Raw genomic sequence first — 14,119 nt, 5'->3', positions numbered from 1 at the left:
TTTCATATAGGACTGTTTCGCGTGGCAAAAACCATCATCGAGCTGAAAAACGCCGACTTGACGCTGGGCGAGGCCGCGGCGGCGGTCCATGTGCTGAAAGGCGTGAGTCTGACGGTCGACGCCGGCGAATCCGTGGGGATCGTCGGCCCCTCCGGATCCGGGAAATCGACATTGCTGATGGTGCTTGCCGGCCTGGAGCGGCTCGACAGCGGCGAGATCGTCATCGACGGCACGCCCCTGCACGGGTTGAGCGAGGATCGGCTCGCGGATTTCCGGGGCCGCAATATCGGCATCGTCTTTCAATCCTTTCATCTCATTCCCAACATGACCGCGCTTGAAAACGTTGCGGTGCCGCTTGAGCTTGCGAATGTCCGCGATGCCTTCGACATCGCGCGCCAAGAACTCGTTGCGGTCGGTCTGGGCGAGCGCCTGACGCACTATCCGGGGCAGCTTTCAGGAGGCGAGCAGCAGCGCGTGGCGATCGCCCGAGCGCTGGCGCCCTCACCGAAACTGCTGATCGCCGACGAACCGACCGGCAACCTCGACGCCGAGACCGGCCGGCAGATCGCCGATCTTCTCTTCGCGGAACAGCGCGAGCGCGGGATGACGCTGGTTCTCGTCACGCATGATGCCGCGCTTGCCGGGCGCTGCGTGCGACAGGTACAGGTGCGCTCCGGCGAGATCGTCTCGGGCGAGCATGCCGAACCGAGGGCGACTGCGGCTCGCCAGGAGGCGGCGTCGGCATGAACGAGGCACGCGCCATCAACCGCTTTCGCCCACTGCTCGCCCTCCGGCTGGCGGTGCGGGAAATGCGCGGCGGTCTCAAGGGCTTCTACATCTTCTTAGCCTGCATCGCACTCGGCACGGCGGCGATTGCCGGTGTCAATTCGCTTTCGCAGTCGATCAGCGCAACAATCGCTTCACAAGGGCAGGAACTCCTTGCCGGCGATATCCGCTTCGAACTCAACAATCGCGCGGCGACAATCGAAGAACGCACCTTTCTTGACAGTCTCGGCAGTGTCTCCGTTTCCTCGGGCCTGCGCTCCATGGCGCGGCTTGCCGATGGTTCCAACCAGGCACTGGTCGAGCTGAAGGCCGTCGACGGTGCCTACCCGCTCTACGGCGCTTTTGAAAGCGAGCCGGGAAGGCCGCTCGCCGAACTCCTGTCCAAACGGGCGGAAGCATTCGGTGCGGTGGCCGCGCCGCTGCTCCTGGAGCGTCTGGATATCGGGCTTGGAGAGGAAATCCTGCTCGGCAATGCGCGGGTTCGGATCAACGCCACAATCGTCCGGGAGCCGGACGCGCTTTCCGATGGCTTCGGCTTTGCGCCGCGGCTGATGGTCTCGGCGGAGGCACTCGCCGCCTCGGGACTGGTGCAGACCGGCAGCCTCGTCGAGCATGGCTACAAGGTCAAGCTTGCCGATCCGGAGCGCGTCGCATCTGCTCGCACCGAGGCGGAGAAGCGATTCCCATCGGCCGGCTGGTCGATCCGGACGAGCCGCAATGCCGCGCCGTCGCTCAACGCCAATATCACGCGTTTCTCGCAGTTCCTGACGCTCGTCGGCCTGACGGCACTGATCGTCGGTGGCGTGGGCGTCGCCAATGCAGTGCGCGCCTATCTCGATGGCAAGCGCAGCGTCATCGCGACCTTCAAGTGCCTCGGCGCCCCCGCGTCACTGGTCGCCATGGTCTATCTCGCGCAGATCCTGATGATCGCCCTGATCGGGATCGGCGTCGGCCTGATTTTCGGCGCGCTGATCCCCTTCGTCGCAGCCCAGTTCCTCGCCGATGTGCTCCCCGTGCCGACATCGTTTCAGCTATATCCTTCGGCGCTCGGCCTTGCGGCGCTTTTCGGCCTTTTGACGGCGCTTGCTTTCGCCATCCTTCCGCTCGGCCGCGCGCGCCGGGTGCCGGCAACCGCGCTTTTCCGGCAGCAGGGATTCGAACCAACAGGCTTTCCGGCCTGGCCCTATCTCGTGGGTGCTCTCGCCTGCCTTATGGCGCTCGCCGGGCTTGCCGTCTGGACCGCCTATGATCGTAGCATTTCGCTGATCTTTCTCGGCGCGATCGCCTTTGCCTTCATCCTGCTTCGCGGCGTGTCGCTGCTAATCTCCTGGCTGGCACGGCGCAGCCCGCGCGTGAATTCGCCCGCGCTAAGGCTGGCGATCGGCAATATCCACCGCCCGGGCGCCCTGACACCTTCGGTGGTGTTGTCGCTCGGCCTCGGCCTCGCCCTGCTCGTGACACTGGCGCTCATCGACGGCAATCTCCGGCGCGAACTCACCGGCGACATGGCCGAGCGCGCGCCCAACTTCTTCTTTGTCGATATCCAGGGCAGCGAGATCGAGGGGTTCCGGTCGCTGCTTTCCCAGGCGATGCCGAAGGGCAAGGTCGTCGAAGTGCCGATGCTGCGCGGGCGTATCGTGGCGTTCAACGGCGAGGACGTGAACAGCCGCAACGTACCACCCGGCGGACAATGGGTGCTGCGCGGCGACCGTGGCATCACCTATGCCAACAACCGGCCGGAGAACTCGACGCTTACCGAAGGTACCTGGTGGCCCGAAAACTATGCTGGTGAACCGCTGGTCTCGTTCTCGGCGGAGGAAGCCGGCGAACTCGGCCTGAAACTCGGCGACACGGTTACCGTCAACGTGCTCGGCCGCAACATCACCGCAAAGATCGCCAATTTCCGCAATGTCGAATGGGAATCGCTGTCGATCAATTTCGTCATGGTCTTCTCGCCGAACACCTTTGCCGGCGCGCCGCATGCCTGGCTCGCAACCGTCATCGATCCCGATGCCACGGCCAAGGAGGAAGCGGCGGTCTTGAAGTCGGTCACCAATACCTATCCGACGATTACCAGCGTGCGTGTCAAGGATGCGCTCGATATCGTCAACACGCTTCTCGCGCAGCTTGCGACGGCCATTCGCGCCGCCGCGGCCGTTGCCCTCATCGCGTCGGTTCTCGTCCTTGCCGGAGCGCTCGCCGCGGGTAACCGCGCGCGCATTCACGATGCGGTGGTGCTGAAGACGCTGGGTGCCACGCGCGGCACGCTGATCCGTGCCTTCAGTTACGAGTATGTCATTCTCGGCTTCGCAACGGCTGTCTTCGCCCTGTTTGCGGGGGGCGTCTCCGCCTGGTTCGTCGTCAGCCGCGTGATGACGCTACCGTCCGATTTCCTGCCGGACGTTGCCATCGCCACCATTGTCGTCGCGCTTGTCATGACTGTCGGCATCGGTCTTGCCGGGACCTGGCGCATCCTCGGCCAGAAAGCCGCGCCGGTGCTGCGGGAATTGTGAGGGCGGAAATTAACCGTAAATCACCCTTGTTTGATGAGCGAGTGCCCGGCTTTGCGCGATTCCGGGGGTTCCGGGTCTTGTGCCTGATCGTTTTCGACATCATATTTGTCCACAGGCATGCTGGAGCCCCGCAGCGGCGCCTGGGCGCTTGAAGGACAAACACTTCACTTGTCGCCCGACACCGTCAATTCAACCGGGGCTTAAATGAGGAAACAATGGCTGATCTGAGAAACTACCAAACCCGAATGTCGCCCGCCGGCGCTCAGGCGGGTGCCGTGATCGACGAGGGCCTTCGCGCTTACATGCTGAAGGTCTACAACCTGATGGCTCTCGGGCTGGCGATCACAGGTGTAGCAGCTTACGGCACCTATGCGCTTGCCGTCTCCAATCCGGCATTCGCCCAGCTCATCTACGCTTCGCCCTTGAAGTGGGTCGTAATGCTGGCGCCGCTGGCGCTGGTATTCTTCATGAGCTTCCGCATCAATTCGATGAGCGTCTCCGCAGCGCAGACGACGTTCTGGATCTACGCCGCCTTGATGGGGCTTTCGCTGTCCTCGATCTTCCTGGTCTTCACCGGCCAGAGCATCGTGCAGACGTTCTTCGTCACGGCCGCCTCCTTCGGCGCCCTGTCGCTCTACGGCTACACGACGAAGAAGGATCTGTCGGGCTTCGGCACGTTCCTGATCATGGGCCTCTTCGGCCTGATCATCGCGTCGATCGTCAACATCTTCCTGGCGTCTTCGGCGCTCGGCTTCGCGATCTCGGTGATCGGCGTGCTGATCTTCGCAGGCCTGACCGCCTATGACACGCAGAAGATCAAGGAAATGTATTTCGAGGCCGATGACGTCGCGGTTGCTGGCCGCAAGGCCATCATGGGCGCGCTGACGCTCTATCTCGACTTCATCAACCTGTTCATGTTCCTGCTGCAGTTCCTTGGCAACAAGAACGAGTAGTGCATGCGCATTCACGGAAAAGGCGGCTTCGGCCGCCTTTTTTTGTTTGCTATCGCGCTCAGCTGTGACGCTTTGAACCGTAAACCGTTCTAATGAACCTGCAGCCCGAACAGCCTTGATCGCCTCGCCCGATCCATGCGATTGGTCGCATAGTCCTAACACTGCGAAGTCCATGCCTGTCACGCTCCGCGACGCCGTCGCTGCCGATCTTCCAGCAATTACCGAGATCTATCGCGAGTCCGTTTTGAACGGCGTCGCGACTTACGAGATAACGCCGCCCTCCGAGGCGGAGATGGCAATGCGCTTTTCGACGATTACCGGCAACGGCTATCCCTACATCGTGGCACAGGAAGATCACGGAAGAGCGATCATCGGCTACGCCTATGCTTCCGCATTCCGCACGCGGACGGCCTATCGGTTCCTAGTGGAGGACTCCATCTATCTTGCGCCGGAGGCCCGTGGCAAAGGCGTCGGCAGGGCCCTGCTCGCGGAACTGGTCAGACGATGCACGGCGCTTGGTTTCCGCCAGATGGTGGCGGTGATCGGCGGCGCGCATCCGTCATCGATCGCGCTGCATCGGGCTCTCGGCTTCGAGCACCAGGGATTGATGAAGGCGACCGGCTTCAAGCACGGCCGGTGGCTCGACACGGCCATCATGCAGCTCGCGCTCGGCGAAGGAACGGCCACCGATCCGGCCGAAGGCGTCTATCCGGATACGCTCTACCGGTCCTAGACATGAGCGAAGAGGGCGGCGGAAAACCGCGCGCACTTTTCCTCATCCCGCGCTGGAGTTGCGGGCAAACGGAGGCTTTTCCGTCATTGTACCGCGCTGGCTTCGGAGAAGCGTCTCAGGTCTCGACGAGCTTCAGCACCTTGTCGAACACCTTGAGCACCTGGGCAAGCTCATGGCCACGCTTCAATATCGTGCCATGGGCATTGAGCACACTATAGGCACCCTGTTTTGCCGCAAGCTTCGGATTTTTCTCGATCCGGTAAAGCGGCGTTTCCCCCGATCGCTTGAACACTGAGAAAACAGCTCGATCCCTCGTGTGGTCGATCGCATAGTCGCGCCATTCGCCTTCGCCGACCATGCGGCCATAGAGTCGCAAAATCTGGTCCAACTCGCGGCGATGAAATGTAACGGGAGGGGGATTTCTGGCGTTCTTGTACTCGTGGAAGTCAACTACTTCCGACGTGGTCTGGCTCTGGCGACGCGTTTCGCCTTGCGGCAAATCCGGTTCATCGGTCATCGGCATTCCGGCCTTCTGATGTGACAGAACCACGACAGTGTGCCTGACACGAACTGAAAAGCAAGACGGAAGCTGTTGAACAATACCGGCAATTCTTGTCCTTGCCGCAATTCAGTCAAATCGCCGCCCCAATTCACGGCAAAACTCCGACCGCTGCCGGACAGAGTCGTTGCCACCGTATGTCCGGACAGGTCGTCATGCTGCGGGAGATTACGAACGCAGACATGACCGGTTCGGTCCGGTAACTTCGAACCCTCAGCCCCAGCCCCTCGATGCTGCCGGGCCGAACCACCCCCCCTCTCAGAAAATCCCCGTGTTCAAAGCTTGCCCTGCGGGCCGGCAAGAACGGCGGCTGCTCCGACGATGGCTCCCGGGGTATCCGCATCCTTCATCGATTGCAGCAGAATGGCGCAGCCGCTATTGCCGCGTCCCTCGATCAGGACGGAAGCGGGCAATCTGAATTCGGCAGGCTTGCCGTCCCACATGCCGATCGTCTGTACGTCGCGCACGGCATGCCAGTAGGCGATCTGCTTGCCACTGTTTTCACCCTTCTCCACATCGACCACCTTGGCCCGGTCGAAATAGACGACGACGACATTTGCCTTGCCTTCGCCGGCACCGATCTTGATCGAGATTTCATCGGCGGCGATCGCGGCGTCGACCGGAACGGCCAGTCCCCGGCCGTCGGTGTTCATCGCGTCGAGCCGGCTCCTGATCGCCTGTAGATTGGCGCCGTTGAGATGATCGCGCCCGTTGAGGACTGCTTGCGGCGTATAGACGCCGTTGCGGCCGAGCATGCGCGCATAGGCATATTGCCGTTCGGTATTTTCCTTGGAAGCGAGCGTGTCGGCCCAGCCGAGATAGTTCCAGTAGTCGACGTGATAGGCGAGCGCGACGACGTCACCCTCGTCGACAAGCTTCTTCAGCGCGGCATCCGCGGGCGGGCAGGACGAACAGCCCTGGCTGGTGAAGAGTTCGACGACACCCTTGATTGCCTTTCCATCATCCGCAGCCACCACCCCGCAGCCTGCCCCCAGAAACGCTATCGTCAGGGCGAGACGCCGAATGGTCGTTTTGCAGGCGGATGTCATGGCGTCACTTCTTGGTCGGCAGGCTCGAATGCGGGAAATCATACATACGACGGCCGTTCTTCAACGGAAAGTCACGTTGGAGTGAGTATTTCGCCGCTTACCGATACGGGGACGTGAAAAGCCGGGACATCACTCGATGTCCCGGCTCTCTAGATCACCGCGCGTCTTATCCGACGCTCAAAGGACGCTGTAGCGCCTTGAAGTACTGCATGTTTTTGTCCCTAAACCGACTAGGATCTAAGGAAACATGCAGTAGCCGTGAGAATAGGCTAGAGCGGGATGCGGGCGGAAAACCGCACACCCTCATCCCGCCCTGCGGGCTCAGGCTGCGAGGTCTCGCAGAACCGTCTGCAGGATGCCGCCGTTGTTGACGTAGGTGACCTCGTCAAGCGTGTCGATGCGGCAGATCAGCGGAACTTCCTTGACCGAGCGGTCACCATAGGTGATCCGCGCCACCCGCTTTTCGCGCGGCTGAACATTGGCGAGGTTGTCGATCGTCACGACTTCATCGCCCTTCAAGCCCAGCGACTCCCAGGTCATGCCTTCTTCGAAGACAAAGGGGATGACGCCCATGCCGACGAGGTTCGAGCGGTGAATGCGCTCGAAGGACTGGGCGATCACGGCCTTGACGCCGAGCAGGTTGGTGCCCTTGGCCGCCCAGTCGCGCGACGAACCGTTGCCGTATTCGACCCCGGCGAAGATGACGAGCGGAACGCCCTCTTCCTTGTACATCATGGCCGCATCGTAGATCGACATCTCTTCCTTCGACGGATAGTGAATGGTGTAGCCACCTTCCTTGCCGTTCGGGCCGAGCATGTGGTTGCGGATGCGGATGTTGGCGAAGGTGCCGCGCATCATCACTTCATGATTGCCGCGGCGGGTGCCGTACTGGTTGAAGTCGGCAACGGTCACGCCATGGCCGAGCAGGTACGAGCCTGCCGGAGACGCGGCCTTGATCGAGCCGGCCGGAGAAATGTGGTCGGTGGTGATCTTGTCGCCGAAGAGGCCGAGGACGCGAGCGCCCTTGATGTCGGAAATCCCGGCGCCTGTCTTGCCCATGCCGACGAAGTAAGGCGGGTTCTGGACATAGGTGGAAGCTTCGTCCCAGGCATAGGTCTGCCCGGCCGGAACCTGAACCGCCTGCCAGTTGGCGTCGCCCTTGAACACGTCCGCATATTTCGTCGCGTAGAGTTCGCGGGTGACGTATTTGAAGATGAAGTCCTGGATCTCCTGCGAAGTCGGCCAGATGTCCTTGAGATAGACCGGCTTGCCGTCCTTGTCTTCGCCGATCGGCTCGCTGGTCAGGTCCTTCTGGACCGTGCCGGCGAGAGCATAGGCGACGACGAGCGGCGGTGAGGCGAGGTAGTTCGCCTGGACGTCCGGCGAGATGCGGCCTTCGAAGTTGCGGTTGCCGGAGAGAACGCCGGCGACAATCAGGCCCTTGTCGTTGATTGTCTTGGAGATCGGGCCCGGCAGCGGACCGGAGTTGCCGATGCAGGTGGTGCAGCCGAAGCCGACGAGGTTGAAGCCGAGCTTGTCGAGGTCGGCCTGCAGGCCGGACTTCGCCAGATATTCACCGACGACCTGCGATCCCGGTGCGAGCGACGTCTTGACCCAAGGCTTCGTCTTCAGGCCCTTGGCGACGGCGTTGCGGGCGAGCAGGCCGGCCGCGATCAGCACCGACGGGTTCGAGGTGTTTGTGCAGGAGGTGATCGCCGCGATCGCGACGTCGCCATGGCCAAGATCGAAATCCGTGCCTTCGACAGCGTAACGGTGGGAAAGCTGGCCGGGCTTCTTGTAATCGCCTTCGAGCGCGGTTGCGAAGCCGGATGCGATGTTTTCCAGCGCAATGCGGCCTTCCGGACGCTTGGGGCCGGCCATCGACGGAACGACGTCGCCAAGGTCGAGTTCCAACGTGTCGGTAAAGACGAGCTCGGACCCGTCGCCCTCACGCCACATGCCCTGTGTCTTGGAATAGGCTTCGACCAGCGCGATGCGCTGCTCTTCACGGCCAGACATGGTGAGATAGTTGATCGTTTCGGCATCGACCGGGAAGAAGCCGCACGTCGCGCCGTATTCCGGACCCATGTTGCCGATCGTCGCGCGGTCAGCAAGCGTCATGTTGTCGAGGCCGGGGCCGAAGAATTCGACGAACTTCGAGACCACGCCTTTCTTGCGCAGCATCTGGACGACCGTCAGCACCAGGTCGGTCGCGGTGACACCTTCCTTTAACTTGCCCGTCAGCTTGAAGCCAATGACTTCCGGCAGCAGCATCGAGACCGGCTGGCCGAGCATTGCCGCTTCGGCTTCGATGCCGCCGACACCCCAGCCGAGCACGCCGAGGCCGTTGATCATCGTGGTGTGGCTGTCGGTGCCGACGCAGGTGTCCGGATAGGCGGTGATTTCGCCGTCCTCTTCACGGGTCCAGACGGTCTGGCCGAGATATTCGAGATTCACCTGGTGACAGATGCCGGTGCCGGGCGGCACGACGCGGAAGTTCTTGAAAGCCTGCTGGCCCCATTTCAGGAAGCGATAGCGCTCACCGTTGCGCTGATATTCCAGTTCGACGTTGCGGGCAAAGGCCTGCGGCGTACCGAATTCGTCGACGATGACCGAGTGGTCGATGACGAGGTCGACGGGAACGAGCGGGTTGATCTTCTCCGCGTCGCCGCCGAGCGAGACCATGGCGTCGCGCATTGCCGCGAGGTCGACAACAGCCGGGACGCCGGTGAAGTCCTGCATCAGCACGCGTGCCGGACGATACGCGATTTCATTTTCCGCGGTGCCCTTGTCACTCAGCCAGGCGGCGACGTTCTCGATGTCCTTCTTGGTGACCGAGCGGTCATCCTCATTGCGCAGCAGGTTTTCCAGCAGCACCTTCATCGAATAGGGAAGCTTCGAAACGCCGGCAAGGCCGTTCGCTTCCGCCTTCGGCAGGCTGTAGTAAACATAATCCACACCGTTCACGGTGAGCGTGGAGCGACATTTGAAGCTGTCGAGGGATTTGGACACTGGATAATACCCCGTTCCGTCTGATCGCCAAAAACTGACGTACGAACGCCCGAGCGCAGGAAGCGCGAATTGGGATGCGGGTGCGGCCATTTCCGCTGTCCGTACGTGGAATGTCATTCCATGTTCGGCGCTTGGATGAAATTCACGCCGACCGCTGGCGTGTTGGCCGCGTTATAGATAATTTCTCCAGATGGTGCCAGACCAACCAAGGTTCAATCGGAACTTTTTTTGCTGTGCGGCAAAGAGCGTCAAGGAAGCTGAAAATACATGCGCCTGCTGGCTGAAGGTTTGAGTGCAAGGCGCGGCGAGGACCTGATTTTTAACGATATTTCCTTTTCCCTCGGAGAGGGAGAGGCCCTTGTGGTGACGGGCCCGAACGGCTCCGGCAAGTCGACCCTGCTCAGGGTTCTGGCAGGTCTTTTGCAGGCCGAATCGGGCAGGCTCAGGATCGAGGAAGGACCGGCGGAATTCGACCACCCACGCGAGCTCAGCCACTATCTCGGCCACCGCAACGCGATGAAGCGCGAGCTGACCGTCCGGGAAAATCTTTCCTTCTGGCAGCGATTCATGGGTGATTCGCCGGGAGGCTTCGGCGTCGATATCGCCGCTGCGGCAGGAGCCGTAGGCCTTGCCGGCATCACGCACCTGCCATTCGGCTATCTTTCGGCCGGACAGCAGCGGCGCATGGCCATGGCCAAGCTTCTCGTCGCGCATAGGCCGATCTGGCTGCTCGACGAGCCGACCGCAGCGCTCGATGCGGGGGCGGACAGGCTGTTCGCCGGGCTCGTGACGGGTCATCTCGAACGCGGCGGTATCGTCATTGCCGCCACCCATCAGCCTCTGGGGCTGGGGTCGACGCAGGGCCTGCAGATGAAGGGGTTCACACTTTGATCGCCCTCTTCCTTCGCGACCTCAAGCTCTCGGTGCGTGCAGGCGGCGGCGCAATGATCGGCGTTCTGTTCTTCATGACCGTCGTTGCCGTCGTGCCCTTCGGGGTCGGGCCGGATCTCAATCTCTTGTCGCGCATCGGTCCGGCGATGCTCTGGATCGGGGCGTTGCTCGCCTCGCTGCTCGGTCTCGACCGTCTTTTCCAGGCGGAGCGTGAAGACGGATCGCTCGATCTCTTGCTGATGCAGGAGACGCCGCTGCTCATGACGGTGTTCGTCAAATGCGCCGCCCATTGGGCGGCGACGGGGCTCCCGCTTGTCATTGCCTCGCCGCTGCTCGGGCTCTTCATGAACATGAACGAGCTCGCGATCGGCGCGACGATGCTCACGCTTCTTGCCGGCACGCCGGCCATCACCCTCATCGGCGCTGTTGGTGCCGCGGTCGCTGTCGCCCTGCCGCGAGGCGGGCTGCTCGTCTCGATCCTCGTTCTGCCGCTTGCCGTTCCCGTGCTGATCTTCGGCGTCAGCGCGGTCTATGCGGCGATCGAGGATCCCGCCCCGTTTCTGCCGCCTTTCATGATATTGATGGCGATAACCCTGTTCTTCGCAGTAATCGGTCCGGTCGCCGCAGCCGCCGCGCTCAGGCACTCGGCCGATTGAGAGCGTTACGGTTAAATGAACTGAAGCAATACGCTTTGCGTTTTGGTTATTGCATGTCGTCGTCCCAAGACCACTGCGCACTTTGCGGGACATGCGTTAACGTGATTGACCAGGGTCAATTGCGGAAGAGATGCTTCCGCGTTAAAGAGCCGACATGAGCGAAAACAGCTTGGCCATACGCAAATTCAGCGATCTCGCCAATCCGACCCGGTTTCTGGCGCTGGCGGATCGTGTTCTGTTCTGGTTTGCCGCCGCCACCGTCCTGTTCTTCGCCGTTGGCCTCTGGCTTTCCTTTACGACCGAGGGCGACTATCAGCAGGGCGAGACGGTGCGCATCATGTATGTGCACGTGCCGGCGGCCTGGCTGTCGATGATGTGCTACACGGTGATGGCGATTTCCGCGCTCGGCACGCTCGTCTGGCGCCATCCGCTGGCCGACGTTTCCGCCAAGGCCGCCGCACCGATCGGCGCCTGCTTCACCTTTCTCGCGCTCGTCACCGGTTCGCTCTGGGGCAAGCCGATGTGGGGGGCCTGGTGGGTTTGGGATGCGCGGCTGACTTCGGTCTTCGTGCTCTTCCTCATGTATCTCGGGCTGATCGCGCTCAATCGCGCCATGGACGATCCTGCCCGCTCGGCTCGCGTCTCCGCTGTTCTCGTGCTGGTCGGCTTCGTCAACATCCCGATCATCAAGTTTTCCGTCGAGTGGTGGAACACGCTGCATCAGCCGGCGAGCGTGTTGCGCCTCGACGGGCCGACCATCGATCCCGAGTTCTTGTGGCCGCTTCTGGTCATGGCGGTCGCCTTTACGCTTCTGTTCTTCACTCTGCACATCGCGGCAATGCGCAACGAGATCTGGCGCCGCCGGGTAACGTCGCTCCGCCGTCAGGCGGTGCGCAATGCCGGCCGGGAGGCACAGGGACTATGATGAGCCATGCCGCCTATGTCCTTGCGAGCTATGCCGTCGCCGCCGCTACGGTGGCGGGGCTCGTGTTCTGGGTCATCGGCGATGGCCGCGCCCGTCGGCGTGAGTTGAAGGAACTCGAGGCGGCCGGCATCCGACGCCGCTCGGCGGACGCCTCTGGCGGGGCCGGCCGATGAGCAGCACCCACGCGCCCCAGCCGGACGAGCGGAAACCCGGCGCCTTGCGCTTCGTGTTCGCAGCGCTGCCGCTCATCATCTTCGCGGCGCTGGCGCTGATCTTCTGGAGCCAGCTGAATTCCGGCAAGAATGTCAGCGAAATCCCCTCGGCGCTGATCGGCACGAAGGCGCCGAAGCTCGATCTGCCGCCGCTTGAAGGCGCGACGCTAGCGGGCCAGCCGATGCCGGCGCTCAGCGATGCGGTGATCAAGGGCAGGCTGACGCTCGTCAATATCTGGGCCTCCTGGTGCGTGCCCTGCCGGCAGGAGCACCCGATCATCCTCGAGCTCTCCAAGGACCCAAGGTTTCTGGTCGTCGGCATCAACTACAAGGATCAGAACGAAAACGCGCTGCGTTTCCTGGGCGAGCTCGGCAATCCGTTCTCGGCGATCGGCGTCGATCCGCGCGGCAAGGCCGCGATCGACTGGGGCGTCTACGGCATCCCGGAATCCTATCTCGTCGGCGCCGACGGCACGATTCTCTACAAGCGTGTCGGTCCTTTTGACGAACGCAGCCTCAAGGAAGGGCTGATGCCGGCGATCGAGAAGGCGCTCGCCGGCTCGTAAGCGGCGAAATCACTGAGGTCAAAGGCCAGCCTGCCAGCCCTTCACCGCGTCGAGCGGCCAGACGAGCATCAGCACGTTCAAGGTGAGATTGTCGCGCACCGTCCAGGCGGTGAAGAGTTCGAGGACGATCGCGATTGCAACTGTTACAGCGACCGGCAGCCGTGAGGCGAGCAGGAAGCCTGTTGCCATGGCCAGTGTGTCCATGGTGGAATTCAGGATGCTGTCGCCGAAATAGTCGAGCGAGATCGTCGCCGAACGGTAGCGGTTGATCACCATCGGCGTGTTCTCGGCAATTTCCCAGGCGGATTCGATCACGGTCGCGAGAAGCAGGCGCGCGCTCAGCGGTTTGCCGCGCAGAGCCAGGTGTCCGAGGCCGTAGAAGAGGAAACCGTGGATGATGTGGGACGGCGTGTACCAGTCGGTAATGTGCTGTGAGTTTCCGCTGGACTTGACCACGCCCTCCCAGAACTTGATGTAGCCGCACTCGCAGATCCACAGCCGACCCATGAAATACTGCGTCAATATCTGGACGACCACCACGCCAAGGCAGGCCATCAGCCAGAACCGGGCCCAGCGTTGTCTGTTGTCGTCGGTCCCGGCTGCGATCGTCACTCGGCGCTATCCTGTTCGAGCGAATGCTTCATGATCAGCGGCATCTGGGCGAGGGTGAAGAGAATGGTGATCGGCATCGTTCCCCAGACCTTGAAGGCGACCCAGAAATCGGTCGAGAAGGAGCGCCAGACGATCTCGTTCAAGACCGCGAGGAACAGGAAGAAGAGGCCCCAGCGGATCGTCAGCTTCCGCCAGCCGTCGTCGTCCAGCTTGAAGGCGGCGTGAAAGACGTAGCCGAGCAGCGACTTGCCAAAGAGAAGGCCGCCGAGCAGGATCGCGCCGAAGAGCGTGTTGACGATCGTCGGCTTCATCTTGATGAACGTGTCATTCTGCAGCCAGAGCGTCAGCGCGCCGAACACGAAGACGACGATCCCGGAAACGAGCGGCATCATCGGCAGTGTTCGGGTCAGCATCCAGGAAGCGACGAGCGCTGTCGCCGTTGCCGCCATGAACAGGCCGGTGGCAACGAAGATCGGGCCGCCGAGTTGCGAAAGGGCGGGGAATTCCCGCGCCAACCAGTCGCCGCGCGAATTGGCGAAGAAGAAGACCATGAGAGGTCCGAGCTCCAGCACCAGTTTCAGGAGCGGACCTACTTCTCTCCGCGGCTTGGCGGCCTCGAATGTCGACATTTGCGGATCCTGTTCGTGCATCT

General features: G+C 62.0%; 14 protein-coding genes. 9 read left to right on the top strand and 5 right to left on the bottom strand.

Annotation, left to right across the window (positions count from 1 at the left end):
- Window positions 1-21 precede the first annotated feature (21 nt).
- From QN219_RS12990 to QN219_RS12975, 4 genes are all read left to right on the top strand, one after another.
- Window positions 22-747 carry an ABC transporter ATP-binding protein gene (locus tag QN219_RS12990; RefSeq protein ID WP_173508708.1) on the top strand — a complete coding sequence of 242 codons (726 nt, stop codon included), beginning with the start codon at window positions 22-24 and terminating at the stop codon, window positions 745-747.
- Window positions 744-3,299, top strand: a complete 2,556-nt coding sequence (locus QN219_RS12985; protein WP_284000101.1) for an ABC transporter permease — start codon at window positions 744-746, stop codon at window positions 3,297-3,299. Before QN219_RS12990 ends, QN219_RS12985 begins: the two co-directional genes overlap by 4 nt.
- Before the next feature lie 215 nt (window positions 3,300-3,514).
- A complete protein-coding gene (locus QN219_RS12980; protein WP_173508710.1) occupies window positions 3,515-4,252 on the top strand; it encodes a Bax inhibitor-1/YccA family protein in 738 nt (245 codons plus the stop codon).
- A gap of 172 nt (window positions 4,253-4,424) precedes the next feature.
- Window positions 4,425-4,985: an N-acetyltransferase family protein gene (locus QN219_RS12975; protein WP_284000099.1), complete on the top strand. Its 561-nt coding sequence runs from the start codon at window positions 4,425-4,427 to the stop codon at window positions 4,983-4,985.
- A gap of 115 nt (window positions 4,986-5,100) precedes the next feature.
- Here the strand turns inward: QN219_RS12975 and QN219_RS12970 are convergent, their stop codons facing one another.
- From QN219_RS12970 to acnA, 3 genes are all read right to left on the bottom strand, one after another.
- Complete coding sequence (locus QN219_RS12970) at window positions 5,101-5,508, bottom strand: DUF2794 domain-containing protein (RefSeq protein ID WP_284000098.1); 408 nt, start codon at window positions 5,506-5,508, stop codon at window positions 5,101-5,103.
- Window positions 5,509-5,819: 311 nt separating this feature from the next.
- Window positions 5,820-6,593 carry a thioredoxin family protein gene (locus tag QN219_RS12965; RefSeq protein ID WP_284000096.1) on the bottom strand — a complete coding sequence of 258 codons (774 nt, stop codon included), beginning with the start codon at window positions 6,591-6,593 and terminating at the stop codon, window positions 5,820-5,822.
- Between the two features lie 321 nt (window positions 6,594-6,914).
- On the bottom strand, window positions 6,915-9,605 hold the full coding sequence (gene acnA / locus QN219_RS12960; RefSeq protein WP_284000095.1) for an aconitate hydratase AcnA: 2,691 nt from the start codon (window positions 9,603-9,605) through the stop codon (window positions 6,915-6,917).
- Window positions 9,606-9,872: 267 nt separating this feature from the next.
- Between acnA and ccmA the strand changes: the two genes are divergently transcribed.
- The 5 genes from ccmA (at window position 9,873) to QN219_RS12935 (ending at window position 12,855) form a co-directional block, all read left to right on the top strand.
- Complete coding sequence (gene ccmA, locus QN219_RS12955) at window positions 9,873-10,496, top strand: heme ABC exporter ATP-binding protein CcmA (RefSeq protein WP_284000094.1); 624 nt, start codon at window positions 9,873-9,875, stop codon at window positions 10,494-10,496.
- Window positions 10,493-11,152 (top strand): heme exporter protein CcmB, encoded by a 660-nt coding sequence (ccmB, locus tag QN219_RS12950; protein ID WP_284000093.1) that lies wholly within the window; start codon window positions 10,493-10,495, stop codon window positions 11,150-11,152. Before ccmA ends, ccmB begins: the two co-directional genes overlap by 4 nt.
- A gap of 154 nt (window positions 11,153-11,306) precedes the next feature.
- Window positions 11,307-12,077, top strand: coding sequence for a heme ABC transporter permease (locus tag QN219_RS12945; protein WP_284000092.1), 771 nt, complete (start codon window positions 11,307-11,309; stop codon window positions 12,075-12,077).
- Window positions 12,074-12,250: a heme exporter protein CcmD gene (gene ccmD, locus QN219_RS12940; RefSeq protein WP_284000091.1), complete on the top strand. Its 177-nt coding sequence runs from the start codon at window positions 12,074-12,076 to the stop codon at window positions 12,248-12,250. Before QN219_RS12945 ends, ccmD begins: the two co-directional genes overlap by 4 nt.
- Window positions 12,247-12,855 carry a DsbE family thiol:disulfide interchange protein gene (locus QN219_RS12935; protein WP_284000090.1) on the top strand — a complete coding sequence of 203 codons (609 nt, stop codon included), beginning with the start codon at window positions 12,247-12,249 and terminating at the stop codon, window positions 12,853-12,855. The genes ccmD and QN219_RS12935 overlap by 4 nt, the downstream gene beginning before the upstream one ends.
- An 18-nt stretch (window positions 12,856-12,873) precedes the next feature.
- Here QN219_RS12935 and QN219_RS12930 read toward each other — a convergent pair whose 3' ends face one another.
- Together QN219_RS12930 and QN219_RS12925 are read right to left on the bottom strand one after the other, a co-directional pair.
- Window positions 12,874-13,467 carry a DUF2585 domain-containing protein gene (locus tag QN219_RS12930; RefSeq protein ID WP_284000089.1) on the bottom strand — a complete coding sequence of 198 codons (594 nt, stop codon included), beginning with the start codon at window positions 13,465-13,467 and terminating at the stop codon, window positions 12,874-12,876.
- Window positions 13,464-14,096, bottom strand: a complete 633-nt coding sequence (locus tag QN219_RS12925) for a septation protein A (RefSeq protein WP_284000088.1) — start codon at window positions 14,094-14,096, stop codon at window positions 13,464-13,466. The genes QN219_RS12930 and QN219_RS12925 overlap by 4 nt, the downstream gene beginning before the upstream one ends.
- Window positions 14,097-14,119: the final 23 nt, after the last annotated feature.

The sequence above is a fragment of the Sinorhizobium sp. 8-89 genome (genome assembly GCF_030124325.1).
GTDB lineage: Bacteria > Pseudomonadota > Alphaproteobacteria > Rhizobiales > Rhizobiaceae > Sinorhizobium.
This window is presented reverse-complemented; position numbering and strand designations above follow the sequence as displayed.